This is a genomic window from Pseudomonas sp. AM8 (genome assembly GCF_036346475.1).
GTDB lineage: Bacteria > Pseudomonadota > Gammaproteobacteria > Pseudomonadales > Pseudomonadaceae > Aquipseudomonas > Aquipseudomonas marginalis.
In genome coordinates this window covers 105,354-131,201 of record NZ_JAOTNX010000010.1, presented here as the reverse complement: position 1 = coordinate 131,201, position 25,848 = coordinate 105,354, and the positions used below count along the sequence as shown (strand labels likewise).

22 protein-coding genes are annotated in these 25,848 nt (G+C 62.1%); 9 read left to right on the top strand and 13 right to left on the bottom strand.

What is annotated here, in order from left to right; translation table 11 throughout:
- Positions 1-77: 77 nt before the first annotated feature.
- Entirely contained in the window at positions 78-1,685 is a 1,608-nt protein-coding gene (locus tag V3W40_RS22910) for an alkaline phosphatase family protein (RefSeq protein WP_330215686.1), read from the top strand.
- Between the two features lie 258 nt (positions 1,686-1,943).
- Here the strand turns inward: V3W40_RS22910 and V3W40_RS22905 are convergent, their stop codons facing one another.
- Positions 1,944-2,849, bottom strand: coding sequence for a TauD/TfdA dioxygenase family protein (locus V3W40_RS22905; RefSeq protein WP_065948532.1), 906 nt, complete (start codon positions 2,847-2,849; stop codon positions 1,944-1,946).
- Positions 2,850-3,028: 179 nt separating this feature from the next.
- Here V3W40_RS22905 and V3W40_RS22900 point away from each other — a divergent pair, with 179 nt between their 5' ends.
- A complete protein-coding gene (locus tag V3W40_RS22900) occupies positions 3,029-3,949 on the top strand; it encodes a LysR family transcriptional regulator (protein WP_065926333.1) in 921 nt (306 codons plus the stop codon).
- A 53-nt stretch (positions 3,950-4,002) separates the two neighbouring features.
- Here the strand turns inward: V3W40_RS22900 and V3W40_RS22895 are convergent, their stop codons facing one another.
- Positions 4,003-5,004, bottom strand: a complete 1,002-nt coding sequence (locus tag V3W40_RS22895) for an ABC transporter substrate-binding protein (protein ID WP_330215685.1) — start codon at positions 5,002-5,004, stop codon at positions 4,003-4,005.
- Between the two features lie 288 nt (positions 5,005-5,292).
- On the opposite strand from V3W40_RS22895, the gene V3W40_RS22890 reads away from it, so the two are divergent.
- The 3 genes from V3W40_RS22890 to V3W40_RS22880 are packed head-to-tail and all read left to right on the top strand — an operon-like array spanning position 5,293 to position 9,337.
- Positions 5,293-6,885 carry an ABC transporter permease gene (locus tag V3W40_RS22890; RefSeq protein ID WP_330215684.1) on the top strand — a complete coding sequence of 531 codons (1,593 nt, stop codon included), beginning with the start codon at positions 5,293-5,295 and terminating at the stop codon, positions 6,883-6,885.
- Complete coding sequence (locus V3W40_RS22885) at positions 6,882-7,697, top strand: ABC transporter ATP-binding protein (protein ID WP_065926330.1); 816 nt, start codon at positions 6,882-6,884, stop codon at positions 7,695-7,697. Before V3W40_RS22890 ends, V3W40_RS22885 begins: the two co-directional genes overlap by 4 nt.
- A gap of 29 nt (positions 7,698-7,726) precedes the next feature.
- Positions 7,727-9,337 carry an arylsulfatase gene (locus V3W40_RS22880; RefSeq protein ID WP_065926329.1) on the top strand — a complete coding sequence of 537 codons (1,611 nt, stop codon included), beginning with the start codon at positions 7,727-7,729 and terminating at the stop codon, positions 9,335-9,337.
- Here the strand turns inward: V3W40_RS22880 and V3W40_RS22875 are convergent.
- A complete protein-coding gene (locus V3W40_RS22875) occupies positions 9,309-10,388 on the bottom strand; it encodes a fatty acid desaturase (protein WP_137212715.1) in 1,080 nt (359 codons plus the stop codon). The genes V3W40_RS22880 and V3W40_RS22875 overlap by 29 nt on opposite strands.
- 101 nt (positions 10,389-10,489) lie before the next feature.
- Between V3W40_RS22875 and V3W40_RS22870 the strand changes: the two genes are divergently transcribed.
- Positions 10,490-11,494 carry an AraC family transcriptional regulator gene (locus V3W40_RS22870; protein WP_065926327.1) on the top strand — a complete coding sequence of 335 codons (1,005 nt, stop codon included), beginning with the start codon at positions 10,490-10,492 and terminating at the stop codon, positions 11,492-11,494.
- A 365-nt stretch (positions 11,495-11,859) separates the two neighbouring features.
- Here V3W40_RS22870 and V3W40_RS22865 read toward each other — a convergent pair whose 3' ends face one another.
- Together V3W40_RS22865 and V3W40_RS22860 are read right to left on the bottom strand one after the other, a co-directional pair.
- Positions 11,860-12,225 carry a response regulator gene (locus V3W40_RS22865; RefSeq protein ID WP_065926326.1) on the bottom strand — a complete coding sequence of 122 codons (366 nt, stop codon included), beginning with the start codon at positions 12,223-12,225 and terminating at the stop codon, positions 11,860-11,862.
- Positions 12,226-12,263: 38 nt separating this feature from the next.
- The gene (locus tag V3W40_RS22860; RefSeq protein WP_065948537.1) at positions 12,264-12,950 is read right to left on the bottom strand and encodes a Crp/Fnr family transcriptional regulator; all 687 of its coding nucleotides are present in this window, start codon (positions 12,948-12,950) and stop codon (positions 12,264-12,266) included.
- Positions 12,951-13,033: 83 nt separating this feature from the next.
- Between V3W40_RS22860 and V3W40_RS22855 the strand changes: the two genes are divergently transcribed.
- A complete protein-coding gene (locus V3W40_RS22855) occupies positions 13,034-13,561 on the top strand; it encodes an Mpo1 family 2-hydroxy fatty acid dioxygenase (protein ID WP_330215683.1) in 528 nt (175 codons plus the stop codon).
- A gap of 126 nt (positions 13,562-13,687) precedes the next feature.
- Here V3W40_RS22855 and V3W40_RS22850 read toward each other — a convergent pair whose 3' ends face one another.
- From V3W40_RS22850 to dibA, 6 genes are all read right to left on the bottom strand, one after another.
- Complete coding sequence (locus V3W40_RS22850; protein ID WP_074848356.1) at positions 13,688-14,668, bottom strand: sulfate/molybdate ABC transporter ATP-binding protein; 981 nt, start codon at positions 14,666-14,668, stop codon at positions 13,688-13,690.
- Between the two features lie 3 nt (positions 14,669-14,671).
- Positions 14,672-15,544 carry a sulfate ABC transporter permease subunit CysW gene (cysW, locus tag V3W40_RS22845; RefSeq protein ID WP_065926322.1) on the bottom strand — a complete coding sequence of 291 codons (873 nt, stop codon included), beginning with the start codon at positions 15,542-15,544 and terminating at the stop codon, positions 14,672-14,674.
- 13 nt (positions 15,545-15,557) lie between these two features.
- Positions 15,558-16,376, bottom strand: a complete 819-nt coding sequence (gene cysT, locus V3W40_RS22840) for a sulfate ABC transporter permease subunit CysT (RefSeq protein WP_027607868.1) — start codon at positions 16,374-16,376, stop codon at positions 15,558-15,560.
- A gap of 140 nt (positions 16,377-16,516) precedes the next feature.
- Positions 16,517-17,527: a sulfate ABC transporter substrate-binding protein gene (locus V3W40_RS22835; RefSeq protein ID WP_053137687.1), complete on the bottom strand. Its 1,011-nt coding sequence runs from the start codon at positions 17,525-17,527 to the stop codon at positions 16,517-16,519.
- Between the two features lie 66 nt (positions 17,528-17,593).
- Complete coding sequence (gene oscA / locus V3W40_RS22830; RefSeq protein ID WP_003170956.1) at positions 17,594-17,776, bottom strand: sulfur starvation response protein OscA; 183 nt, start codon at positions 17,774-17,776, stop codon at positions 17,594-17,596.
- 298 nt (positions 17,777-18,074) lie between these two features.
- Complete coding sequence (dibA, locus tag V3W40_RS22825; RefSeq protein ID WP_065926321.1) at positions 18,075-19,985, bottom strand: phosphodiesterase DibA; 1,911 nt, start codon at positions 19,983-19,985, stop codon at positions 18,075-18,077.
- A gap of 166 nt (positions 19,986-20,151) precedes the next feature.
- Between dibA and desA the strand changes: the two genes are divergently transcribed.
- On the top strand, positions 20,152-21,336 hold the full coding sequence (desA, locus tag V3W40_RS22820) for a delta-9 fatty acid desaturase DesA (RefSeq protein WP_065926320.1): 1,185 nt from the start codon (positions 20,152-20,154) through the stop codon (positions 21,334-21,336).
- A gap of 188 nt (positions 21,337-21,524) precedes the next feature.
- Positions 21,525-22,526: a sensor domain-containing diguanylate cyclase gene (locus tag V3W40_RS22815; RefSeq protein ID WP_065926319.1), complete on the top strand. Its 1,002-nt coding sequence runs from the start codon at positions 21,525-21,527 to the stop codon at positions 22,524-22,526.
- 392 nt (positions 22,527-22,918) lie between these two features.
- Here V3W40_RS22815 and gabT read toward each other — a convergent pair whose 3' ends face one another.
- Together gabT and gabD are read right to left on the bottom strand one after the other, a co-directional pair.
- Positions 22,919-24,196, bottom strand: coding sequence for a 4-aminobutyrate--2-oxoglutarate transaminase (gabT, locus tag V3W40_RS22810; RefSeq protein ID WP_065926318.1), 1,278 nt, complete (start codon positions 24,194-24,196; stop codon positions 22,919-22,921).
- 182 nt (positions 24,197-24,378) lie between these two features.
- Entirely contained in the window at positions 24,379-25,821 is a 1,443-nt protein-coding gene (gene gabD / locus V3W40_RS22805) for an NADP-dependent succinate-semialdehyde dehydrogenase (RefSeq protein ID WP_065948543.1), read from the bottom strand.
- Positions 25,822-25,848: the final 27 nt, after the last annotated feature.

Here is a 25,848-nt window from a genome sequence, read left to right as displayed (position 1 = left end):
CCAGTCCCCAAATGCACTTGCCAGCCCCCCACCCGAACGGCGAAAAACCTCACCTGTCCTCCGTCTGGTGAAGTCCCATGTCCCACCCCCAACCCGTGCGCAACGTGCTGTACATCATGTGCGACCAACTGCGCCGCGATTACCTGTCGTGCTACGGCCACGCCCACTTGCACACGCCGAACATCGATCGCCTGGCCGCCGCCGGTGTGCGCTTCAGCCGCGCCTATACCCAAGGCACCATCTGCGGGCCCTCGCGCATGTCGGCCTATACCGGGCGCTACGTCAGCAGCCACCAGGTGGCGTGGAACGCGGTGCCGTTGCCCCTGGAAGAACTGACCCTCGGCGACTACCTGCGTCCCCACGGCATCCGCACGGCACTGGTCGGCAAGACCCACGCCACACCCAATGTTGACGCCTTGCAACGCCTGAATATCGACCCTGACAGCGAGCAGGCCGAGCCATTGAACGAGGTTGGCTTCGAGGCGTACCTGCGTCACGACGGCATCTACCCCGACAGCCCGCTGTTCGATGAAAAACGCGAGTCCGCGCCCTACACCCATTACCTGCGCGAGCAGGGCTACAGCGGCACCAATCCGTGGCACGAATGGGCGAATGCGGCAGCAGGTGAAAACGGCGAAGTCCTCAGCGGTTGGCACATGCGCAATGCAGGCCTGCCTGCGCGCGTGGCCGAGGAACACTCGGAAACCGTCTACACCACCGACCGTGCGATCGACTTTATCCGTGAGCAGGCTGAACGACCGTGGTGCCTGCACCTGTCCTATATCAAGCCACACTGGCCCTACATCGCACCGGCGCCGTATCACGCACTGTATGGCGCCGAGCATATCCAGGCACCGATCCAGCCAGGGGAGACCAGCGATCACCCGGTGTACCAGGCGTTCCGCCAGCACCAGGAGAGCCTGAACTTTTCCCGTGAGGAGGTACGGCTCACGGTGATTCCCACCTACATGGGCCTGATCAAACAGGTCGACGACCAACTGGGACGCCTGTTCGATTTTCTGCAAGGCAATGGCCGTTGGGACGACACCCTGATCGTGTTCACCAGCGACCATGGTGACTTCCTCGGCGATCACTTCCTCGGCGAAAAAGAATTTTTGCTGGAACCTGCCGTGGGCATTCCGCTGATCGTGCGTGACCCACGCGCCGCTGCCGATGCCCGCCGTGGCACGGTGGACGCGCGCCTGGTGGAAACCATTGATGCACTGCCGACCTTCCTCGACGCCTTGGGCCTGCCCGCAGCCGAGCACCGCCTGGAAGGCCGCTCACTGATCCCGCTGCTGCACGGCCAGGCAACCCGCTGGCGCCGCTACGCCATCGCCGAGTACGACTACGCCTTCCAGGCCCCGGCCCGCGAACGCCTGGCGCAACCCATCGACCGTTGCCGCATGACCATGGTGCGCAGCGAACGCTGGAAATACCTGGCGTACGACGGCTTCCGCCCACAGCTGTTCGACCTGGAAAACGACCCGCAGGAACTGCACGACCTGGGCAACCACCCGGCCTATGCCGAAGTGCGCGAAACCCATTTGGGGTATCTGTTCGAATGGCTGCGCGGGCTGAAGCGACGCACCACCATCAGCCACGCAGAGATCGATCTGCGTGGCCAACGGTTTCGTTACGGTGAGCCGCAAGCGGAGAAAGTGGTGCAGATCGGCGTGTGGTAAACCACACATCGAATGTGGGGGGTCCCACTACCTCTTCGAAGTAGCGTTGTCGCGCAGCAAACGGGTACCTCTGTGGTGAGCGGGCTTGCCCCGCGTTGGGCTGCGCAGCAGCCCCAGAACCAGGCGCAGAGGAGTGCCTGATACACCGCATTCGTCTTCATCAGGGGCGCTTCGCACCCCAACGCGGGGCAAGCCCGCTCACCACAGGTACGGTGTTCGCCGTTGACTGACTGGCATCAGGGCTTGCCCCCTCCCACATTAGAGACCTTTGGTGGTCTGGCTGCGCTGCCCTTGCACGCCCACCGGCACATCGCCCTTGAGCGTCACCCGGCGCACGATGCGTTCCTGGGTGCCGTAGTCGTCCACGGCGTAATGCTGGGTGGCGCGATTGTCCCAGATCGCCACGTCGCCAGTGTTCCAGCGCCAGCGCACGGTGTTTTCCAGGCGGGTGACGTGGCTTTGCAGCAGGTTGAACAGCTGGGTCGAGTCAGCCTGGGAATAACCTTTCAGGCGCTTGACGAAGTGCCCCAGCAACAGGGTTTTCTCGCCACTGACCGGATGCACGCGCACCACCGGGTGCTCGGTTTCGTACACCGTCGAGGTGAACACCTTGCGGTATGCCTCAAGCCGCTCGGCCGACACATCCGGCTTGAGCGCGGCGTAGTCGTATTCGTTGCTGTGCACCGCCCACAAGTTATCCGCCAGGGCGCGCAGTTCGACGCTGAGGTCGTTGTAGGCGCTCGAGGTGTTGGCCCAGACCGTGTCGCCACCGGACTTGGGCGCCAGCACCGAACGCAGCACCGAGGCTTTCGGGTAGGCATCGACGAAGGTCACATCGGTGTGCCAGGAATTGGCGCGCTGCCCACGGGTACCGTCCAGTTCCATCAGGAAGCGCGTGCCGTCGCGCACCGGCACCGTCGGGTGGGCAATCGGCTCGCCGAGCAGATGGGCAAAGGCTTCCTGGCTCTGGTCATCGAGGTGAGTCTGCTCGCGAAAGAAGATCACCTTGTACTGCACCAGCGCCTGCTGGATGGCTTCGACCGTGGCGGCATCCAGATCGCCGGACAGTGTGATACCGCGAATCTCGGCGCCGATGCGGCCGGCGACCGGGTGAATATCCAGCGCCTGGGCGACGGGTTGAACAGCTAATGCGGCGTTGCTCATGGTGATGACCCTCTTGTGCCTGCTGATGGGGACGCTTTCCGACAACGCTCTATCCATATGCAATTTAGATCTAGCAGATGAACGAATACTTCATTGACGGAATAAGAGCTTGCATTTAAAACCTCTGCTCCCGTGGTCGCAAATGCCTTCGACCTATTTTTAAGATGCAGGGAAAGCATATGGATCTTCGCCAACTGCGCTACTTCATCGCCCTCAACGAACACCGCAGTTTCGTGCGTGCGGCAGACGCCATGGGCATCACCCAACCGGCGTTCAGCCGCAGCATCCAGGGGCTGGAACAGGAGTTCGGCTGCGTGCTGGTCGACCGTGGCCACAAGGACCTGCGCCCCACGCCGGAGGGCCAAGTGGTGCTGCAACATGCCTTGTCCCTGGTGCACGGCGCCGCCTTGCTGAGCAGTGAAGTGACGCGCATGACCAAGCTCGACGCCGGCGACCTGCGCTTCGGCTGCGGCCCGGCCCCGGCAGTGAAACTGGTGCCGGATGCGGTGGCGCGCTTTATCAGCGCCCACCCGAAAATCCGCACCAGTTTCCAGGTGGATAACTGGGAAAAACTCAGCCGTGCCCTGAGCCGTGAAGAGATCGAATTCTTTATCGCCGACATCCGCCAATTCGAAGCCGACCCGAATTTCCAGACCCGCGCGCTGACCCCCAAGCGCGGGGTATTTTTTTGCCGACCGGGGCACCCGTTGCTGGCCAAGGACAGCCTGTCGACCAACGACATGTTCGACTACCCGCTGGCGTCGCCGCTGATCTCACAGGGCATTCGCAAACTGTTGGCGAACCTGAGCGGGCGCATGGATTTTTCCCCGAGCATCCAGACCGAACATTTCCCGGCGCTGGTGAAGATCGTACTGCAGTCCAATGCCATCGGCGTGGGCACCGAGGAGGCATTCGCCGAAGACATCGCCCAGGGCACGCTGAAGCTGCTGCACTGGCGCAACCTGCCGCAGAACATGGAGACCATGAGCGCCCGCTGCGGGATTGTCAGCCGCACCGGTTCGCGGTTGTCGCCGGCGGCGAAGGCGATGATCGAGACGCTGGTGGAGGTGGACAGGCAGGAGGTGAGTGTGGCGGTTTGAAGGGCCTCATCAGGGGCAAGCCCCCGATGGCGATAGCCCAGGCACCACCCGACTCAAAGCCCCGCCGCCGACAGATTCGGCGCCACCCAGTCACTCACCTGGAACGACTTGCGAATCAGCTTCTCCTTGGAAGCCAGGTCCACCGAACCCTGCAATTTAGCCAGGAACACCGGGTCCAGGGTCGACGGGAAAATCTCGCTGAGGGTCTGGTCTTTCAAGTCATTGGTGAGGATCACCGGCGGGTAACTGGCCAGCCCGGACACCAGCGCTATGTAGGCTTGCTTGTTGTTGTCATCGGTCAACCAGTGCACCGCCTGCTGCTGGGCCTTGAGCAGCTTGGCGACGGCGTCGGGGTGCTCGTCGACAAACTGTTTGCTGCCCACCAGCACCGCTTGGACGCTGCCGGCGCCGCCGAGGTCCTTGGTGGTCAGCGGTATTTCAGCCAGCCCCTTGGCTTGTAACGCCGTCAGGTTCGAACCGCCCCAGGTGGCGTCGATCTGCTTGGCGGCCAGCGCGGCATTGGCGGCGTTGTAGTCCAGGCTGATGACTTTGAGGTCCTTCTCACTCAAGCCCTGGCTGGCCAATGCACTGTCGAACGACAACTGGCTGGCCGTGCCACGGAACACCGCGACACGCTTGCCCTTGAGGTCCTGCAAGGTCTTGATGCCAGAACCCGGCACCACGCCGAGGTACTGCTTGATGTCCCGCGCGGTGGCACTGAGCAGGCGCGTCTCCAGGCCATTGGAGCGGCCGATGATCGCCGCCAGGTCGCCCAGGTACGCCAGGTCCACCTGCCCGTTGGCGAAGGCTTCGTTGATCACAGGGCCGGCGCCCTTGAAGTAATTCCACTGGATCTTGATGCCTTGGTCGGCGAAGGCTTTTTCGAAGATCTGCTGCTCGCGCAGCACGTCCGTTATGCCCCCGCCGCTGTGCTGGCTGCCTGCGCTGAGGTCGGGCACGGCGATGCGGATTTCCTTGAGGTCGGCAGCCTGTACCAGGCCCGCCAGTGCGGTGCCTGCGACCAGGGTGATCAGACGTTTGAACGGCAGTTTCATAAGCGCAGCTCCTTGTGGGCGAGGGTCGCCTGGGGAGCAGAAAGTAGGCACAACCTGGTCAAAACTTTAAATACTATAAATTCACAATTTAATAGCTTTTAGGACTATGCGAAGGGAAACGCAGGCTCCAGAGGGCTATGCATGAATAGCATCGAAAATATTCTTCGAATGCATTGGATGCGTGCCGGGGCGAGGCTTTAAATGGCTTTTCTTATCCCCCAATCATCTTGATTACGTTTTTATAAGATCGAAATCACATAACGCCCTTGGCGACAACGGAGGTCCTCCATGGCCAGAATCTCACTTTTGAGCCTCCCGCTCCCGGCTCCCGGCGCCACGTCACGTTGGCCGCTGCGCAGTGAACGGCTGTTGCCATGGTTGCTGCCGGTGACGCTGTTTGCGCTGTGGTGGCTGGCCAGCCGCAATCACTGGATGAGCGAGCAGATCCTGCCGCCACCGTCCCTGGTGTGGAGCAGCGCCGTGGAACTGGCCGGCGGTGAGCTGTGGAACCACCTGGCGATCAGCCTGCAACGCCTGTCCTGGGGGTTGCTGGCGGGGATTGGCGCCGGGGCGGTGCTGGGGGCGGTGCTGGGTTTCAGCGCGCGCGCCGAGCGCCTGGTGTTTCCGACGTTCAGCGCGTTGTCGCAGGTACCGACCCTGGCCTGGATTCCGCTGTTCATGGTGTTCTTCGGCATTGGCGAAACCCTGAAACTGGTGGTGCTGGTGAAAGCGATCGTGGTGCCCGTGACCCTGCATACCCTGGTGGGGGTGCGCGACGCCCAACCCCAGTTGCGTGAAGCCGCCCGCGTGCTGCGCCTGCCCACGCACCTGTTGATCCGGCGCCTGATCCTGCCTGCCGCGCTGCCCGCCTTTATGGCCGGCGTGCGCCTGGCCCTGGCGGCCGGCTGGACCTCGCTGCTGGCGGTGGAGTTGCTGGCCTCCAGCGAAGGCATCGGCTACCTGATGGTGTGGGCGCGCCAGCTGTTCATGCTCGACATCGTCTTCGTGTGCATCGTGGTCATCGGCGTATTCGGCGTGGTGATGGACCGTGGCATTGGCTGGCTGGACCGCAAATGGGTGCACTGGCCCCACCCGGCCACGGCGCAGATTCGTCGCGGCCCGCGCTATCAAGGCTGGCAGCGCCTGCAACCGTGGGTGCTGCCCCTGCTGTTGCTGGCGCTGTGGCAGGTCGCGACGCAACAAGGCTGGGTCGACCCGAACATTCTGGTCAGCCCATGGGTGGTGCTGCACACCACCGTCGCCGGGGTGGTGGATGGCAACCTCAGCGGTGCACTGGGCACCAGCCTGGGGCGAAGCCTGGGCGGGTTGCTGCTCGGTGGCGGCGTTGGCTTTGCCATGGGCCTGTGGCTGGGACTGTCACGGCGCAGTGAGCGGGTACTCGGGCCGACCCTGAGCGCCTTGCGCCAGATCGCGATTTTCGCCTGGGTGCCGCTGCTCACTGCCTGGTTTGGCCTGGGTGAGTTGGCCAAGTGGGTGTTTATCGCCCTCGCCGCCTTCTTCCCGTTGTTTATCGCCACCCAACGCAGCGTGCTGAATCTGTCGCCACAGCTCAACGAAGCGGCGCAGGTGTTGCGCCTGAACCTGTTCCAACGGCTGCGACGCCTGGTACTGCCAGGTGCCGCAGCCGGCATTTTCGCCGGCCTGCGCCTGAGCCTGATCTACGCCTGGCTGGGCACCATCGGTGCAGAATATTTCATGCCGTCCAACGGCGGTATCGGCAGCCTGATGATCGGCGCCCAACAACTGCTGCGCATGGACCTGATCATGAGCGGCATGCTCCTGGTCGGCCTCACCGGCGCGGCCCTCAACCTGATCGGCCAGCGCATCGAAACCCGCGCCACCCGCTGGAGACACGCATGAACGCACCTATCGTCAGCTTCAACCATGTGGGCAAGACCTTCGACGTCGACGGCTTCGAGCTGGAAGCCATCCGCGAATTCAACCTGGAGATTGCCGAAGGCGAATTCGTCGCGATTGTCGGCTCCAGCGGCTGCGGCAAATCCACCCTGCTGCGTTTGCTGGTGGGGCTCGATACGCAGTTTCGCGGCGAGATCCGCGTCGACGGCAAAGCGGTCAGCGGCATCGGCGGCGAGCGCGGCATCGTGTTCCAGGAGCATCGTCTGTTCCCCTGGCTCACCGTGGCGGAAAATATCGGCCTGGGCCTGGTCAACGAGCCACTGAGCGAAGCAGAGCGCAATCGGCGCATCAGCGATTTTATCGAGCTGGTCGGCCTCACCGACTTCACCCGCGCCTATCCGCACCAACTGTCCGGCGGCATGGCGCAACGGGTGGCGATTGCCCGCGGCCTGGTGGCCAGCCCGCGCATTCTGCTGCTGGACGAACCCTTCGGTGCCCTCGACGCCCTGACCCGCCAGCAGATGCAGGACGAACTCCTGGCGATCCGCGCCCGCGCCAAAATCACCACGGTATTGGTGACCCACGATGTGGAGGAAGCGATTTTCCTCGCCGACCGCGTGGTGGTGATGGAGCCCCGGCCGGGGCGGATCAAGCAGGTCGTCGAGATTGCCCTGCCCCACCCGCGCCAGCGCAGCAGTTTCGAATTCCACCAGCTGCGTGAGGAGTTGCTGCATGAACTGACCAGCGACGGCCATTACCAGCCGCCCGCGCGCGAACAGATCCGCGACCTGCCACTGGCGTTTATCGCCTGCTGAAAAACCGCCTGCTGATGAGGAGTGCCTTGATGCCGCAACGTCCCAATTTTCTCGTGATCCTGGCCGATGACATGGGCTTCTCCGACCTCGGTGCGTTTGGCGGGGAAATTTCCACGCCGCACCTGGACGCACTCGCCCTGAACGGCCTGCGCCTGACCGACTTCCATACTGCCCCGACGTGCTCGCCTACCCGCTCGATGCTGCTCACCGGCACCGACCACCATATCGCCGGTATCGGCACCATGGCCGAGGCACTGACCCCGGAGCTGATCGGCAAGCCCGGCTACGAGGGCTACTTGAATGACAAGGTGGTGGCACTGCCGGAGCTGCTGCGCGAGGCCGGTTATCAGACACTGATGAGCGGCAAGTGGCACCTGGGCCTGACCGCCGAACTGGCGCCCCACGCCCGCGGTTTCGAGCGTTCGTTCTCGCTGCTGCCGGGGGCGGCCAACCACTACGGCTTCGAACCGACCTATAACGACGACACCCCGGGCCTGCTCAAATCCACCCCGGCGCTGTACATCGAAGACGACCGGTTCGTGGAGCAACTGCCTAAGGACTTCTATTCCTCCGATGCCTTCGGCGACAAGCTGCTGCACTATCTCAAGGAGCGCGACCAGGCCCGGCCGTTCTTCGCCTACCTGCCGTTTTCCGCGCCGCACTGGCCGTTGCAGGCGCCTGCGGACATCGTCGAGAAGTACCGTGGCCGCTACGACGCCGGCCCCGAAGTGCTGCGCCTGGAACGCCTGGAAAAACTCAAGGCATTGGGGCTGATCGACGCCAATGTCGAACCCCATCCGTTGATCGAACTGAACACCCAGTGGGCCGCCTTGAGCGACGAACAGCGCCAGGTCTCGGCGCGGGCCATGGAGGTGTATGCGGCGATGGTCGAGCGCATGGACTGGAACATCGGCCGAGTGGTGGATTACCTGCGCCAGCAGGGGCAGTTGGACAATACCTTCATTGTGTTCATGTCCGACAACGGCGCCGAAGGTGCGCTGTTGGAGGCGTTCCCCAAGTTCGGGCCGCAGTTGCTCACCTACCTCAACCAGCATTACGACAACAGCCTGGACAATATCGGCCGCGCCAATTCCTATGTCTGGTATGGCCCGTCATGGGCGCAGGTGGCGACGGCGCCGTCGCGGTTGTTCAAGGCGTTCACCACCGAGGGCGGGATTCGCGTGCCGGCGCTGGTGCACTACCCGCAGTTGTCGCTCAAAGGTCGTATCAGCCATGGTTTCGGCACGGTGATGGACATCACGCCGACCATCCTCGACCTGGCCGGCGTGCGCCATCCGGGCAAACAATGGCGTGGCAAGCCGGTGGCGCCGCTGCGGGGCAAGTCGTGGCTGGGCTTCCTCTCTGGCGAGACCGCCCAGGTGCACGACGACAACACCGTAACCGGCTGGGAACTGTTCGGCCGCCGCGCGATTCGCCAGGGCCAGTGGAAAGCCGTGTACATCCCCGGCCCGGTGGGCCCGGCGACCTGGCAGCTGTATGACCTGGGCCAGGATCCCGGCGAAATCCACGACCTGGCCTTGAGTCATCCGGACAAGCTCGCCACGTTGATCGGCCACTGGCAGCAGTACGTCGACGAAACCGGCGTGGTGCTCAGCGCGTCGCCGTTTCAGCCGGATTGAGCCGGGCCTGGGGCGACGCCATGGGCTCAAGCCGATTGGCCCGCGCAAACGTGCCGAAATCATTGAAGCGCACGCCCATCTCGGCCATGACCTTATGTGCCACCTTGGCCGTCATCTGGCGGATGTAGAACGGCTCCTTCACCACAAAATGGTGAATCCCGTGGGTGCTGCCGAAGTTGAAGCAGAACGCCTGCAACGGCCACAGCCACCACGGGTTCAGCACTTGGGTTTGCTGGATCACATTGCCCGGTTCCACATCGCCGTAGTAGTGCATGTTGGAGCTGACAAAGTGCAGGCAAAAGGTGCGCAGCACATTGGGGCCGATGATCACCACGGCGGCGATGTCGATCACCTGCATCATCTGCAAGGTGCCGGTGGACCAGTCGATCGGCGTGCCCAGCAGGCTGGCGATGCCGTTGGCGGCATGGAAGCCGAGGAAGATATACCACGCGCCCCAATGCAGCAGCGCCAAAGGTGCGTAGACCAGCAGCGAGCGCTTGAGGATCTTCAGTTTGTGGCCCCAGGTCTTGGCGCGCAGCATGCGGATAAACGCCGACATCACGTTATCGCCCACCATCAGCAACCGCGCCAGGCCCCAGGGCTCGCCGTTGGTGATCGCACGTTCCTCCATATCGGTCTCGGTGCCGGAGACCTTGTGGTGATTGAGGTGCAGGTGCCGACGGATCCACGGGTTGATGGTACTCGGTCGCGCCAGCCACACCAGGCCCATCATCAGGTTGTGGGCCACGCGCTGTTTACGAAAGTACATGCTGTGGATCAGGTCGTGTTCCAGCTCGTGGGTCAGTGAGGCCAGGAACGCATTGAGCAGCAGGCAGGTCCACCAGGCCATATGACCGCTGATATAGAGCGCCGCCGAGCCCATCATGCCGAGCAAGGCAAAGGCCAGGATGCCCGCGCCCAGGGCGTCCTGATGCTGCAACCACGGGTGCCGGCGACGCAAGCGCACGCCTTCGGCGAGCACCACTTCACGGATATGCGCCGAACGCTGTTGCGCGTTCATCTGCTGGGGACTTGCAGAAGTACCGTCCATGCTCCCATCCTCTTATTCATTGAGGGTTACATCCTGCACCAGGGCTTCTTGCAGGACGCTAGCCCCACACGCCAACCTGTTGACCGCAAGCGCCAATCGCCATGACCGAACCGACTTCCCTCGCCAGCTGGACCCGCGCCCTGCGCAAGCAGCTCGATGCCCTGGGCCTCGACAGCGCCGCGCTGTGCGCCCAGGCCGGGCTTGATCCGCAGCAGATGGACGACCCCAACGCGCGTTACCCGCTGTCGGCCACCACGCGCCTGTGGGAACTGGCGGTGCAGGCCAGCGGCGATCCGGCCATCGGGTTGCGGGTGTCGCGGTTTGTCAGCCCGACCACCTTTCATGCGCTGGGTTATGCATTGGTGGCGAGCGGCAGCCTGCGCGAGGTGTTCGAGCGCATCGTGCGGTATCACCAGGTGGTCAGCGATGCCCTGAGCCTGGAACTCAGCGGCGATGGCGAGCGCTACCGCTTTCGCCTGCTGCAACCGCCAGGCAGCCCGGCGCCGGCGCTGGAAGCCATCGATGCGTTTGCCGCGATCTATGTGCGCACGTGCCGCAATCGCCTGGGCCGCGACTATGCGCCGCTGGCGGTTTACCTGCGGCGCCCGCAACCCGCCGACCCCAAGCCCTGGCACACGGTGTTCCGCGCACCGGTGTTTTTCGGCGCCGAGGAAGACCGCCTCGAATTCGCCGCCAGCGATTTCGACAGCCACCTGGACGACGCCAACCCGGAACTGGCCGAACACAACGAAACCGTGCTCAAACGCACCCTGGCGCAACTGCAACCGCTGACCTGGGAGCGCAAGGTGCGCGCGGCCATCGAGGCGCAACTGCCCGATGGCGAGCCGAGTGCCGAGCGGATTGCCCAGGCGCTGCACTTGAGTTTGCGCAGTTTGCAGCGGCATCTGGCGGATGAGGGGTGTCGGTTTGATGCGTTGCTCAATGAGTGTCGGCAGAACTTGGCGTTGCTCCACTTGCGTGATCCACAGTGTTCATTGGCCGAGGTCAGCCATCTGTTGGGATTTGCCGATACCAGCAGCTTTAACCGGGCGTTCAAGCGCTGGACGGGGATGACGCCGGGGCAGTTTCGGGATGGGTTGCGGTAAGGGGATGTGTGGGGAGGCTGAAGGTCTCATCGGGGCATGGGTATCTACACAACTTTTCAGCCCCTGACAAATCTCACTGTGGCGAGCGGGCTTGTCCCGCGCTGGGCTGCGTAGCAGCCCCAAACCCAGCCTCTACAGAGTGTCTGATACACCGCGTTCTTCTTTACTGGGGCTGCTACGCAGCCCAGCGCGGGACAAGCCCGCTCACCACAACAGCCCTATCTGCCGGGCGCTCAGTGTTGAGCCCAAGTTGTGTAGATACCTATGCTCATCGGGGGCAAGCCCCCACATTTGAAATGCGTTCTCCTGTGGGAGGGGGCTTGCTCCCGATGGCAATCTTTCAGGCACTACAGTGACGGGATCAATCAGCGACCCCGATCCCGCCGCAACAGTTTCCTGACCCGCATCACCAACCCCTTGGCCTCAAACGGCTTGAGCAGGTAATCATCCTCATGCAGCTCCAAGCCGCGCAGGCGATCTTCAATCCCGCCCGGCGTGGTCAGGAACAACACCGGCGTCTCACCCTTCTGCCGGATGGCCTGCTGCAGCTTCCAGGCATTCAGGCCAGGCAACATCACATCCAGGATCACCAGGTCGTATTCGGCGCTTTCGACAAAGCGCTGCGCCGCCATGCCGTTGGCCGCGACTTCCACGGTGTAGCCGGCCTCGTTCAAGCCCCGGGCCATCCGCTGTGCCTCTTCGGATTCATGTTCCACTAACAGCACACGCATAACACACCTCGATTGATCAGGTTTGCAGGCTAACACCCTCAGGTGTGCGCCGCCTCTCGTAGCCGCTGCGCATCGAGGATTTCGATCTCGCCGTAGCCCAGGCGCACGATGCCCTGGGCTTGCAGGTCCTTGAGCAAGGCATTGGTGGTCTGGCGCGACAGGCTCAACATCGCCGCCAGGTCTTCCTGGGGCAGTTGCAGCACGCGTTTTGAAGGCGCCATGTCGCCGTAGCCCTCAACAATCATCAACAGCCGGTGGGCCAGGCGCACCGAAGCGGGCATCAGGCTGAGCTGTTCGAGGCCGATAAAACTCAGGCGCAGCTTCTGGCTCATCAGCAAAGCCAGGTCGCGCCAGTAGCAAGGGGATTGATCGAGGATCTTCAGCAGCGCCTGCTGCGGCACCTGCACCAGCGTGCACGGCCCCGTGGCGCAGGCGTCGTGGGTGCGCGGCAAGCCGTCGAACAGGCAGATCTCGCCGAACCAGTAGGGCGCCCCCACCAGGCTCAACAGCGCTTCCTTGCCGTGCTCATTCACCGCACTGACACGCAACGTGCCGTCGAGCACCGCATACAAGCCGCAGGGCGGGTCGCCGCGCTTGAACAGGTATTGACCCGCCGTCAGCTGCCGCAGCCGCGCATGGGCCAGCAGACTATGCTGGAAAGGTACGGGCAGGTGACTGAACCAGTGACCGACGGCCAACCGGGAGTGCCATTGCGTCGCATCCATGAGAACTCCGAAGATTGTCGCCCAACTGACAGTTAGTCCCAGGCTGACAGGGCATGATCAAACATCCTACAGGAGGAACAACAATGAAAAGCCTCGTCGATCACCTCAGTCAATACGCCGCGTACCACCGCGACCCACGCAATATCGCCAGCCACTTCATCGGCATCCCGCTGATTGTGGTCGCCGTGGCTGTGCTGCTGTCACGCCCCGAATGGGCTGTGGGTGGGCTGTGGCTTTCCCCGGCAGTGATAGTGGCGCTGTTTTCCGCGTGGTTTTACCTGCGGCTTGAACTGGCCCTGGGCGCGCTGATGACGGTGTTGATGGGCTTGTCGGTGTGGGCCGGGCACGTGTTGGTGGCGCAGAGCACGATGGTGTGGCTTAGCAGCGGGGTGGGAATGTTCGTGGTGGGCTGGGTGATTCAGTTTGTCGGGCATTACTACGAAGGCAGGAAGCCGGCGTTTGTGGATGACGTGTCGGGGCTGATTGTGGGGCCGCTGTTTGTGGTGGCGGAGGTGGCGTTTTTGCTGGGGTTGCGGCATGACCTGAAGGCGAACATTGAGAAACGCTCAGGCCCGGTGGCGCGCCGCGATCTAAAGCCAAGCGAGGTCTAAATGTGGGAGGGGGCTTGCTCCCGATGGCGGTGTTTCAGTCAGCTTATCTGCTGCTGACCCACTGCTATCGGGGGCAAGCCCCCTCCCACATTTGGTCCCAGTTTCAGAGTTGGAATTGCGGTGAACTCAGGCTTTTTGCCAGACCTTGGGCTTGAAGAACAAGGTCTCGCCTCGTACCAAACCAGTCAGGCTGTCGTGGTCCTTCACCACTTCGGCTTCGATCAGCTCACTCTGGCCTTCGACCTTCAAGGTCACCCGCGTGGTCGCGCCCAACGGACGAATATCACGCACTTCGGCCGCGTGATGATCTTCCAGTTCGTGGCGCGACAGCGACACTTCGTGGGGGCGGAACAGCACGTGCTTGTCTTCACCCAGGTGCAGGCGGTTGGAGTCGCCGAGGAAGTGGTAGACGAAATCGCTGGCCGGGTTTTCGTAGACGTCGCCTGGTGAGCCGATCTGCTCGATCACGCCCTTGTTCATCACCACGATGCGGTCGGCGACTTCCATGGCCTCTTCCTGGTCGTGGGTCACGAACACCGAGGTCAGGTTGATGTCTTCGTGCAGGCGCGCCAGCCAGCGGCGCAGTTCCTTACGCACCTTGGCGTCGAGGGCGCCGAAGGGTTCATCCAGCAGCAGCACTTTCGGCTCGACCGCCAACGCGCGGGCCAGGGCGATACGCTGGCGCTGGCCGCCGGAGAGTTGTTCCGGGTAACGGTCGGCCAGCCAGTCCAGCTGCACCATGTTCAGCAGTTCGTGAACCTTGGCCGCAATCTGGCTTTCGTTCGGGCGCTGGTTCTTCGGCTTCATGCGCAGGCCGAAGGCGACGTTGTCGAACACGGTCATGTGGCGGAACAGCGCGTAGTGCTGGAACACAAAACCGACGTTGCGATCACGCACGTCGTGGCCGGAGACGTCTTCACCGTGGAACACGATGCTGCCGTCATCCGGGGTTTCCAGGCCGGCGATGATGCGCAGCAAGGTGGTCTTGCCGCAGCCGGAAGGCCCAAGCAAGGCCACCAGTTCGCCACTCTGGATATCCAGGTTGATGCTGTCCAGGGCCTTGAAGGCGTTGAAGTTCTTGCTGACGTTACGGACTTCGATCGACATGACTTATTCCTCAGCCGCACTGGCGCGCAGGCGATTAATACGGTTCTCGCTCCACTGCTTGAGCAGCAGGATGAAGAGCGCCAGGATCAGCAGCAGACTCGCCACCGCAAACGCGGCAACGTGGTTGTATTCGTTGTAGAGAATCTCGACGTGCAGCGGCAAGGTGTTGGTCACGCCGCGAATATGGCCGGACACCACCGACACCGCGCCGAACTCCCCCATGGCCCGCGCGGTGCACAGCACCACGCCGTAGATCAGGCCCCATTTGATATTCGGCACGGTGACATGCCAGAACATCTGCCAGCCATTGGCGCCCAGCAGGCGTGCGGCCTCTTCTTCCTGGGTGCCCTGCTCCTGCATCAGCGGGATCAGTTCGCGGGCGACGAACGGCACGGTGACGAAGATGGTCGCCAGTACGATGCCGGGCAAGGCGAACACGATCTGGATGTCATGCTCCTGCAACCAAGGGCCAAACAGGCCCTGGGCGCCGAACATCAGCACGTAGACCAGGCCGGCGATCACCGGGGAGACCGAGAACGGCAGGTCGATCAGCGTCACCAGGATGCTCTTGCCACGGAACGAGTACTTGCTCACGCACCAGGCCGCGCTGACGCCGAATACCAGGTTGAGCGGCACCGAAATCAGCACGGCGATCACCGTGAGTTTCAGCGCGGACAACGCGTCCGGTTCAAGGATCGCGGTGAAAAACGCCCCGAGGCCGTTCTTCAAGCCCTGGGACACCACGATAAACAGCGGCAGCAGCAGGAACAGGAAGAACACCAGCCAGCCCAGGCTGATCAGGATGCGCCGGGAAACAGCGCTGCCACGGCGGGCTGCGTTGGCCGAGGATGCCGCGGAAATAGACGATTGGGACATGTTCCGCGCCTCCTTATGGACGTTCGATGCGCCGCTGCAACAAGTTGATCAGCAGCAGCAGGACAAAGGAAACCACCAGCATCAGTACGCCAATGGAGGTGGCGCCGCGGTAGTCGTACTGGTCGAGCTTGACCATGATCAGCAACGGCAGGATCTCGGTTTTCATCGGCATGTTGCCGGCGATGAAAATCACCGAACCGTACTCACCGACGCCACGGGCAAACGCCAGGGCGAAACCGGTCAGCCAGGCGGGCAGCAGCGCGGGGACGAGGATGTAGCGGAACACCTGCAACGGCTTGGCGCCCAGGCAGGCGGCGGCTTCTTCGATTTCCCGGGGGATATCCGCGAGTACCGGCTGCACCGTGCGCACCACGAACGGCAGGGTCACGAAGGTCAGCGCCAGGGTGATGCCCAAGGGGCTGTAGGCGATCTTGAAGCCCAGGTCGGCGGCGAACTGGCCCACCAGGCCGGTCGGCGTGTACAGCGCAGTCAGGGCAATACCGGCCACGGCGGTGGGCAGGGCGAACGGCAGGTCGATCATCGCATCGATGATCTTGCGGCCGGGGAAGGTGTAGCGCACCAGCACCCAGGCCAGCAGCGTGCCGATCACGCCGTTGATCAGGGCGGCGTACAGCGCGGTGCTGAAGCTCAGCTTCAACGCCGCCAGCACACGGGGTGCGGAGATGATGTTCCAGAACTGATCCCAGGTGAGTTGAGCGGCGTGTACGAACATCGCCGCGAGGGGGATGAGTACGATCAGGCTGAGGTACACCACGGTGTAGCCCAGCGTCAGCCCGAAGCCGGGTATGACGGGGGAAATACGACGCGACATAAGAGTCCTTGGTTAAAGGTAGAAACCACTGTAGGAGCGAGCTTGCTCGCGAAGACCTCAAGGGCACCGCGCTCATTCAGAATGCCCGCGTCATCGTTGACGATCTTCGCGAGCAAGCTCGCTCCTACCGGTACTTTGGCTTACTGCGCCGTGTAGATCTGGTCGAACACGCCACCGTCGTTAAAGAATTTCGGCTGGGCAGTTTTCCAGCCGCCGAAGTCTTTGTCGATAGTCACCAGGTCCAGTTTCGGGAACTGCTGCGCGTATTTGGCGGCCACTTTTGCATCCCGTGGGCGGTAGAAGTTCTTCGCCGCAATCTCCTGGCCAGCCGGGCTGTACAGGTGCTTGAGGTATTCAGTGGCGATCTCGGTGTTGCCCTTTTTCTCGGCGTTCTTGTCGACCACGGCCACCGGCGGCTCCGCAAGGATCGACAGGGACGGCACGACGATGTCGAACTTGTCGGCGCCGCCGTCTTCTTTCAGGGCCAGGAAGGCTTCGTTTTCCCAGGCCAGCAACACGTCGCCCTGACCGTTGTTGACGAAGGTAATGGTCGAACCGCGCGCGCCGGTGTCGAGGATCGGCACGTGCTTGAACAGCTCCTTGACGTATTCCTGAGCCTTGGCTTCGCTGCCACCGGATTTCAGGCCGTAGGCCCAGGCGGCAAGGAAGTTCCAGCGCGCACCGCCGGAGGTTTTCGGGTTAGGCGTGATCACGGAAACGTCTTTCTTGATCAGGTCGCCCCAATCCTTGATGCCTTTAGGGTTGCCCTTGCGCACCAGGAACACGATGGTCGAGGTGTATGGGGTGCTGGCGTCCGGCAGGCGGGTCTGCCAGTTTTCCGGCAGGGTCTTGCCCAGCTTGGCGATTTCGTCGATGTCACCGGCCAGGGCCAGGGTCACCACGTCGGCGCGCAGGCCGTCGATCACTGCCCGGCCTTGCTTGCCCGAACCACCGTGGGATTGCTGGATCTTGACGTTATCGCCGGGGTGGGACTGTTTCCAGAAGTTGGTGAACTCAGCGTTGTAGTCCTGGTACAGCTCACGGGTAGGATCGTACGAGACGTTGAGCAACTCGTAGTCCTTGGCAACGGCGGAACCGGCAAACACGGCGCTGGCCAGGGCGGCCAGGGCATAACGGCGAATCGACGACATAGAAGCTCCTGAAAATTCTGGGTGTTGGCTTTTTCTTATAGTGACGGGGTCTATCGCCGTTATTGCTTAGCTCGGTTTGTTACCCGGGTTCTGCAAACGGAATTTTTCCTTGCGTTCGATCTGTACCACTTGAGCGTTGTGCACAGTGATTTCCACCGCGCCAAACCGCAGATCGCGCAAGGCGCTCTGGATCTCGCGCAAAATGGCTGCTTCGTCCTGGCCGTCGACGCTACGTAGAGATGCGCTCATGGTCTCGCTCCTGAAATGAATAGTGCCTCGCAGTGGCGGCACTGCTTGCGGCGTAGGGCGATAGTAGATAAGCGCGGATATTCTTAAAAATACTATTTAAGAATGTTTATATAACCAGAAAGAATTTTCTGGCAGGACGTGGGGTTGCGCGCTTGTTTTGCGCCCAAGCGCTGAAATAACGCCTTGTGAATATCCAAATGTGGGAGGGGGCTTGCCCCGATGGCGGTCTATCAGTAACAAATGTTCAGACTGGCACACCGCTATCGGGAGCAAGCCCCCTCCCACATTTGAATGCATTTCAAGGCTGGAGAGTGGGTGCGCAGTTCCAATCAATCTCGTCCGCCGGCATCGGCCGCCCAAACCAGTACCCCTGGCCCATATCGCAGTGCTGCTCCAACAAGAACCGCGCCTGCTCCACCTGTTCGATCCCCTCGGCATGCACCTGCATGCCCATGCTTTTCGCCAGGGCGATCACCACCCGCACAATGGCGGCATCGTCTTCGTCCCACGGCAGCCCGGCGACAAAGCCCTGGTCGATCTTGAGTTTCTGCACCGGCAGGCGCTTGAGGCGCAGCAGGGAGGAATAGCCGGTGCCGAAGTCATCGATGGCCAGGCGCAAGCCCAGTTCGCGCAGGCGGTGCAGTTGTTCCAGGGCCACTTCGGGGTCGTCCATCACCGCGCTTTCGGTGACTTCCAACTCCAGGAAGGCCGGATCCAGACCGGTATCGTGCAGCACCTGGGCGACTTGATCGTAGAGTTCGCGCCGGGCAAACAGGCGGCTGGATACATTGATTGCAATAAAGCTCAGCGGCGCGCCGTCGGCCAGCCATCGGCACATCTGTCGGCAGGCCTGGTCCATCACCCATCCATCGATCTCGGCAATCAACCCGGTGCGTTCGGCGATGGGGATGAAATCACCCGGCGGCACCAGGCCACGCTCGGGGTGTTGCCAGCGCACCAGTGCTTCGACGCCGATCAGGCGGCTGGTGTGCAAGTCGTGCACCGGTTGGTAGTAGACGCGCAGCTCCTGCTGTTCGAGGGCGCGGCGCAGTTCGCTGGCGATTTCCACCCGGTTCTGCGCGTGGGCGGTGAGTTCTTCGGTGTACAACGCGTAGCCTTCGCGGCCCACGCTTTTGGCCTTGAAGAGCGCGGAATCGGCGTTGCGCAACAATTGCTCGGCGCTCAGGGCATCATTGGGGAACAGGCTGATGCCGATGCTGGCGCTGATAAACAGCTGATGGCCGTCAAAGATGAACGGCTGCTTCATCACATCCAGCATGCGCTGTGCCAAAGCCGCCGCCTGCACCACCTGTGAGCAGTTTTCCGCGAGCACCGCGAACTCATCCCCGCCCAGGCGCGCCAGGGTCACGCCGGGGCCGAACAGCGCCTTGAGCCGCTCGCCCACCAGCTTGAGCAACTGGTCGCCCACATTGTGGCCAAGGCTGTCGTTGATGATCTTGAAGTGATCCAGGTCCAGCAACAGCAGGGCGCAGCCGCGCTTGTGGAGTTGCGCCGAGGCCAGCGCCTGCTCGGCACGGTCGGTGAACAGCAGGCGGTTGGGCAGGTCGGTCAGCGGGTCGTGATGAGCCAGGTGGGCCAGTTCGTGCTCGGAATCCTTGATGGCGCTGATGTCGGAAAACACCGCGACGTAATGGCTGATATGGCCCAGGTCATCGTGAATCACACGAATGGTTTGCCACTGTGGATAAATCTCACCGCTTTTGCGCCGATTCCAGATTTCACCGCTCCATTCACCGGTGTGTTCCAGGGTCTGGAACATCTGTTGATAGAAATTCGACGAATGGCGACCGGACTTGAACAGGCTCGGCTGCCGGCCCATGACGTCTTCGCACTGGTAGCCGGTGATTTCCATGAAGGCCCGGTTCACATGCACGATCAGGCCCTTGGCGTCGGTGACCAACACCCCTTCGCGAGTGCAATCGAACACGGCAGCAGCCTGACGCAGGCGCTCGCGGTTCTCTTTCAAGGGTTGCTGCTGGTCGGCCCGGGCAGATCGGGCACAGATCAGGTAGATCAACCAGGCACTGAGCGCCACCCACACGTAACCGCGCACCTGCAACCACCGGTGCAGGTCGGTCGGATTATCGAGAAACTCGATCAATACCCGATGAGTGAGGCCTATCCAGACGCTCGAAGCCAGCAGGTATACCAGCCCAGCACGCAGGGCTCCTCGGTATGAAAACAGCATATGCCCAGTAATCCTTACTAAAAGCCCAGAATCGTCCTACAAAGAATGGGGATTATAGGATATGTAACATCTCGTAAGTCTTATCTGAAAGGGCCGCTGGTTTTCTCTGTAGGCTTAGTGATAATGCGTGTGCTGTTCTTTTCTTTATCTGAGGGCCATACAGCCTATGTGGTACAACGGTTTTCTTGACTTGTCGGCCTGGCAACTGGTGGCAGTCACCCTGTTGATGACCCACGTGACCATCGTTGGGGTCACGGTCTATCTGCACCGCTATTCAGCCCATCGCTCCCTGGAGCTCAATGCCGGCCTGAAACACTTCTTCCGCTTCTGGCTGTGGCTGACCACGGCACAGAACACCCGCGAGTGGACCGCCATCCACCGCAAGCACCACGCCAAGTGCGAAACCGTCGACGACCCGCACAGCCCGGTGATCAAGGGCCTGTCCACCGTATTGCGCAAAGGCGCCGAGCTGTACCGTGCCGAGGCCGAAAACCCCGAGACCCTGCGCATCTACGGCAAGAACTGCCCGGACGACTGGATCGAGCGCAAGATCTACACTCCTTATCCGCTGCTGGGTGTGGCGATCATGGGCGTGATCGACCTGCTGCTGTTCGGCGCCATCGGCATCACCATCTGGGCAATCCAGATGATGTGGATTCCGTTCTGGGCCGCCGGCGTGATCAACGGCCTGGGCCACGCCGTGGGCTACCGCAACTTCGAATGCCGTGACGCCGCCACCAACCTGGTGCCGTGGGGCATCATCGTCGGCGGCGAAGAGCTGCACAACAATCACCACACCTACCCCAACTCGGCCAAGCTGTCGGTGAAGAAGTGGGAATTCGACCTGGGCTGGGCATGGATCAAGGTGTTCAGCTTCCTGCGCCTGGCCAAGGTGCAGCGCGTGGCACCGATTGCCCACCGCGTGGAAGGCAAGGGTCACCTGGACATGGACACCGCCATGGCGATCCTCAACAACCGCTTCCAGATCATGGCCCAGTACCGCAAGTTGGTGATCGGCCCGTTGGTCAAGCAGGAGCTGGAAAAAGTCGATCACTCGGTGCGCCACCAGTTCCACCGCGCCAAACGCCTGTTGTCGCGGGAAACCAGCCTGCTGGATGACCGCCACCACCTGCGGATCCAGAGCATGCTGGAACACAGCCAGGCGCTGAAAGTGATCTACGAAAAACGCCTGGCGCTGCAGCAGATCTGGCTCAAGACCAGCTCCAACGGCCACGACATGCTCGCCGCCATCAAGGAATGGGTGCACGAGGCCGAGGCCAGCGGCATCCAGTCCCTGCGGGATTTTGCCCACCAATTGAAGACCTATTCGCTGCGTCCTGCGGCGGTCTGACAGTAGCGTGGGAGGGCTTGCCCTCCCACCCATCAGCTTTTTGGCGCCATTTCTCGGACACCGTCAATCGAGCCTGTTGACGGAACTTCACTGCAATTCGCCTCTCTCAATGAACACTTCGCCATCATGGTGGCCCCTTGTAGTGACCGCTGCTCGATCTTGCGGCGCGCCCAGAGAGAGTTGTGCCGATGGTTCTCGAAAAGCCCTTCACCGCCGACAGCCCTACCGCTGACCCTCCGCGTCCGGCCGCGGCAGCAACCCTGCTGGCACTGGTACATGCCCAGGGCGAAGTCGAGCGACTGAGTGAGCGCGAACAATTGCTCAGTTCTCTGCTGGTCAGCGTAAACGCCGTGCTGTGGGCCATAGATTGGCAAACCCGCCGCGTGCTCTACGTGAGCCCGGCATACGAGCGGATTTTTGGACGTTCCGCCGGCCTGCTGCTGGCCGACCACCGCGAATGGCGCAACAGCATTCACCCCGAAGACCTCGACTACGCCGAACACAGCCTGGCGCGCGTGCTGGAGCAGGGAGCCGTGGAAGACCGCGAGTACCGCATCATCACCGCCGACGGGCAGATCCGCTGGCTGAGCGACAAGTGCTACATCAACCAGCAGGTCGAACCCGGCGAGCCGGTGATCGTCGTCGGCATGGCCGAAGACATCACGGAAAAAAAACAGCTGGAACTGGAGCTGCACCGTCTCGCCACCACCGATGTGCTGACCCAGAGCAGCAACCGCCGACACTTCTTCGAATGCGCCAACCAGGCCTTCGACAGCGCCTGCGCCCAAGGCGCGCCGCTGGCCTTCCTGCTGCTGGACATCGATGACTTCAAGGACGTCAACGACACCTACGGCCACCTGGAGGGCGACCAGGTGCTGCGGCGTATCGCCGAGAGCGGTCGCGGGGTCCTGCGCCGTGGCGACCTGTTCGGGCGCATTGGCGGCGAAGAGTTCGCGGCCGTTCTGCCGGGTTGCGCGCCGGAGATGGCGCTGCAAGTGGCTGAGCGCCTGGGCAGGGAGATCCAGGAACTGAGTTTCAGCTATGAAGGCCAGGCGTTCAGCGTGACCATCAGCCAGGGCCTGGCCAGCCTGACCGAGGAAGACTCCACCCTGGACAGCCTGTTCGCCCGCGCCGATGCCGCCATGTATGAGGCCAAGCGCCTGGGCAAGAATCGCGTCATCGCTGGCTGAATGCAGATCACTGTGGGAGGGGGCTTGCCCCAATGCCGGTCAGTTAAGGGACAGAACGGACAACCCGTCACCTGTGGCGAGCGGGCTTGTCGAATCGTCGCTCCGCCCGCGTTGGGCTGCGCAGCAGCCCCAAAACCAAGCGCAGAGGAGTGCCTGATACACCGCATTTTGTCTTTATTAGGGGCGCTTCGCACCCCAGCGCGGGACAAGCCCGCTCACCACAAGAATGCGGTTGCCTGAAATTGTTTATGCAAGACTCAAGATTTTAGAGTGAAATTTTTTACCCTTTAAAATCAGTAAGTTATTTTAAATTTGATAAGAACTGGCTTGCTTCTGACGCACAAAAAAACCCGCCGAAGCGGGTTTTTCTTATCGATCAGGCCAACTGCCGCTTACAGCTCGGAGAAGCACTCTTCGATGATCGCCAAGCCTTTGTCCAACTGCTCGTCCGGCGAGGTCAGCGGCACCAGTACGCGCAACACGTTGCCGTAGGTGCCGCAGGACAGCAGGATCAGGCCCTTGTCACGCGCCTTGGCCACCACGGCGGCAACGGCTGCGGCGTTTGGCTTGTGGCTGTCGCCGTCTTCGAACAACTCGACCGCGATCATCGCGCCCAGGGCACGCACGTCACCGATCACCGGGTACTTGGCTTGAATCGCCTTGAGGCCAGTCACCAGGCGCTCGCCGACAGCCTTGCAGCGGTCCAGCAGGTGCTCTTCCTCAAACACGTCCATCACCGCCAGCGCAGCGGCGCAAGCGATCGGGCTACCGGCGTAGGTGCCGCCCAGGCCACCTGGGGCAATGGCGTCCATGTATTCGGCCTTGCCGCACACACCGGCCAGCGGGAAACCGCCAGCGATGGATTTGGCGAAGGTGGTCAGGTCGGCGGCAACGCCCATCTGTTCCATGGCGAAGAAGGTACCGGTACGGCCGGCACCGGTTTGCACTTCGTCGGCGATCAGCAGGATGCCGTGCTTGTCGCACAGCTCACGCAGGCGCTTCATGAACGGCTTCGGCGCGACGTAGAAACCGCCTTCGCCTTGGACCGGCTCGATGATGATGGCGGCAATATCACGCGGCTCGGCATCGTTCTTGAAGATGCGTTCGATGCTGGCGATGGAGTCGTCGTCGCTGACACCGTGCAGTTCGTTCGGGTACAGCGCGCGGAACACGCCGCCTGGCATCAGGCCCATGCCGGCCGAGTAAGGCACGACTTTACCGGTGAGACCCAGGGTCATCATGGTACGGCCGTGGTAGGCGCCGGTGAAAGCGATCACGCCGGCACGGCCAGTCGCGGCACGGGCGATTTTCACGGCGTTTTCAACGGCTTCGGAACCGGTGGTGACCAACAGGGTTTTCTTGGCGAAATCGCCGGGGACCTTGGCGTTCACTTTTTCGCACACTTCAACGTACGGCTCGTAGGCCAGTACCTGGAAGCACGTGTGGGTCAGCTTGTTCAACTGTTCGGTCACGGCGGCGATGATTTTCGGGTGCACGTGGCCGGTGTTCAGCACGGCGATACCGCCGGCGAAGTCGATGAATTCGCGACCTTCAACGTCGGTCACGGTGGCGTTCTTCGCGGATTCGGCGAAGATCGGGTGAATCTGGCCAACACCGCGCGGTACAGCGGCTTCGCGGCGTTTCATCAGGGAAGCGTTGGTTTTGCTCATAAAGTCCTCATTCGCCACTCATCGGGTGGCGTTGTCCAAGGAATACGTGGCGGGGAGGCAACTACGGCAGCATGCGATGATCGACTGCCACAGCTTTCCCGGCCACTACGAATAACGATGTGAAACACGCAAAGGGTCAGCGCTCTCGTGCCCTTTGCGTTTGCTGCAATCTCTTACGGGGCTTAGATGCCCAGGCAGAGGTATTTGATTTCCAGGTAATCCTCGATCCCGTACTTGGAGCCTTCACGGCCCAGGCCCGAAGCCTTGATGCCGCCGAACGGCGCCACTTCGTTGGAGATCAACCCGGTGTTGACGCCGACCATGCCGTATTCCAGGGCCTCGGCCACACGGAACACACGGCCCAGGTCGCGGGCGTAGAAGTAGGAAGCCAGGCCAAACTCGGTGTCGTTGGACATCGCGATCACTTCGGCTTCGTCCTTGAAGCGGAACAGCGGCGCCAGCGGGCCGAAGGTTTCTTCCTTGGCGACGGCGGCGTTTTTCGGCACGTCGACCAGGATGGTCGGTTCAAAGAAGTTGCCTTCCATGACCTTGCCACCGGCCAACAGCTTGGCGCCTTTGCTCAGGGCATCGGCGATGTGTTCCTGGACCTTGGCCACGGCTTTTTCGTCGATCAGCGGGCCGGTGGTGGTGCCTTCTTCCAGACCGTTGCCGATCTTCAATTTGGCCACCGCGACTTTGAGTTTTTCGGCGAACGCGTCGTACACCGAGTCCTGGATGTACAGGCGGTTGGCGCAGACGCAGGTCTGGCCGTTGTTGCGGTACTTGGAGATGATCGCGCCTTCGACGGCCTTATCCAGGTCCGCGTCGTCGAACACGATGAATGGCGCGTTGCCGCCCAGCTCCAGGGAAACTTTCTTGATGTCCTTGGCGCATTCGGCCATCAACTGGCGACCGATTTCGGTCGAGCCGGTGAAGGACAATTTGCGCACGATCGGGTTGCTGGTCAGCTCGCCGCCGATGTCGCCAGCGCTGCCGGTGACCACGCTCAGCACGCCTTTCGGGATACCGGCACGGTGCGCCAGCTCAACCAGGGCCAGGGCCGAGAACGGCGTTTGCGAAGCCGGCTTGATCACCATGGTGCAACCGGCGGCCAGGGCCGGGCCAGCTTTACGGGTGATCATCGCGGCCGGGAAGTTCCACGGGGTGATGGCGGCGGTCACGCCGATAGGCTGCTTGATCACGATCAGGCGCTTGTCGGGCTGGTGGCCGGGGATCACGTCGCCATAGATGCGCTTGGCTTCTTCGGCGAACCACTCGATAAAGGACGCGGCGTAGACGATTTCGCCCTTGGCTTCGGCCAATGGCTTGCCTTGTTCCAGGGTCATCAGGCGACCGAGGTCGTCCTGGTTTTCGATCAACAGCTCGAACCAACGGCGCAGCTTGTTGGCGCGCTCCTTGGCGGTCAGCGCACGCCAGGCCGGCAGCGCCTTGTCGGCGGCTTCGATAGCACGGCGGGTTTCCGCGGCGCCCATCTTTGGCACGGTGCCGATAATCTCGCCCGTGGCCGGGTTGTTGACCTTGATGGTCGATCCGTTGTCCGCATCCACCCAAGCGCCATCGATAAAGGCCTGCTGGCGGAACAACTGGGAATCTTTGAGCTGCATGTCGGCTTTCCTTAACAGCACCGCGCG

Bases quoted from the DNA above. Each gene is read 5' to 3' on its own strand.
- V3W40_RS22870 (WP_065926327.1), top strand. From the start codon at position 10,490: ATGACCGAACCGACTTCCCTCGCCAGCTGGACCCGCGCCCTGCGCAAG.
- V3W40_RS22885 (WP_065926330.1), top strand. From the start codon at position 6,882: ATGAACGCACCTATCGTCAGCTTCAACCATGTGGGCAAGACCTTCGAC.
- gabD (WP_065948543.1), bottom strand. From the start codon at position 25,821: ATGCAGCTCAAAGATTCCCAGTTGTTCCGCCAGCAGGCCTTTATCGAT.
- V3W40_RS22860 (WP_065948537.1), bottom strand. From the start codon at position 12,950: ATGGATGCGACGCAATGGCACTCCCGGTTGGCCGTCGGTCACTGGTTC.
- V3W40_RS22875 (WP_137212715.1), bottom strand. From the start codon at position 10,388: ATGGACGGTACTTCTGCAAGTCCCCAGCAGATGAACGCGCAACAGCGT.
- dibA (WP_065926321.1), bottom strand. From the start codon at position 19,985: ATGCTGTTTTCATACCGAGGAGCCCTGCGTGCTGGGCTGGTATACCTG.
- V3W40_RS22910 (WP_330215686.1), top strand. From the start codon at position 78: ATGTCCCACCCCCAACCCGTGCGCAACGTGCTGTACATCATGTGCGAC.
- V3W40_RS22855 (WP_330215683.1), top strand. From the start codon at position 13,034: ATGAAAAGCCTCGTCGATCACCTCAGTCAATACGCCGCGTACCACCGC.
- cysT (WP_027607868.1), bottom strand. From the start codon at position 16,376: ATGTCGCGTCGTATTTCCCCCGTCATACCCGGCTTCGGGCTGACGCTG.
- V3W40_RS22815 (WP_065926319.1), top strand. From the start codon at position 21,525: ATGGTTCTCGAAAAGCCCTTCACCGCCGACAGCCCTACCGCTGACCCT.
- V3W40_RS22900 (WP_065926333.1), top strand. From the start codon at position 3,029: ATGGATCTTCGCCAACTGCGCTACTTCATCGCCCTCAACGAACACCGC.
- oscA (WP_003170956.1), bottom strand. From the start codon at position 17,776: ATGAGCGCATCTCTACGTAGCGTCGACGGCCAGGACGAAGCAGCCATT.
- gabT (WP_065926318.1), bottom strand. From the start codon at position 24,196: ATGAGCAAAACCAACGCTTCCCTGATGAAACGCCGCGAAGCCGCTGTA.
- V3W40_RS22850 (WP_074848356.1), bottom strand. From the start codon at position 14,668: ATGTCGATCGAAGTCCGTAACGTCAGCAAGAACTTCAACGCCTTCAAG.
- V3W40_RS22880 (WP_065926329.1), top strand. From the start codon at position 7,727: ATGCCGCAACGTCCCAATTTTCTCGTGATCCTGGCCGATGACATGGGC.
- V3W40_RS22905 (WP_065948532.1), bottom strand. From the start codon at position 2,849: ATGAGCAACGCCGCATTAGCTGTTCAACCCGTCGCCCAGGCGCTGGAT.
- V3W40_RS22895 (WP_330215685.1), bottom strand. From the start codon at position 5,004: ATGAAACTGCCGTTCAAACGTCTGATCACCCTGGTCGCAGGCACCGCA.
- V3W40_RS22835 (WP_053137687.1), bottom strand. From the start codon at position 17,527: ATGTCGTCGATTCGCCGTTATGCCCTGGCCGCCCTGGCCAGCGCCGTG.
- cysW (WP_065926322.1), bottom strand. From the start codon at position 15,544: ATGTCCCAATCGTCTATTTCCGCGGCATCCTCGGCCAACGCAGCCCGC.
- V3W40_RS22890 (WP_330215684.1), top strand. From the start codon at position 5,293: ATGGCCAGAATCTCACTTTTGAGCCTCCCGCTCCCGGCTCCCGGCGCC.
- desA (WP_065926320.1), top strand. From the start codon at position 20,152: ATGTGGTACAACGGTTTTCTTGACTTGTCGGCCTGGCAACTGGTGGCA.
- V3W40_RS22865 (WP_065926326.1), bottom strand. From the start codon at position 12,225: ATGCGTGTGCTGTTAGTGGAACATGAATCCGAAGAGGCACAGCGGATG.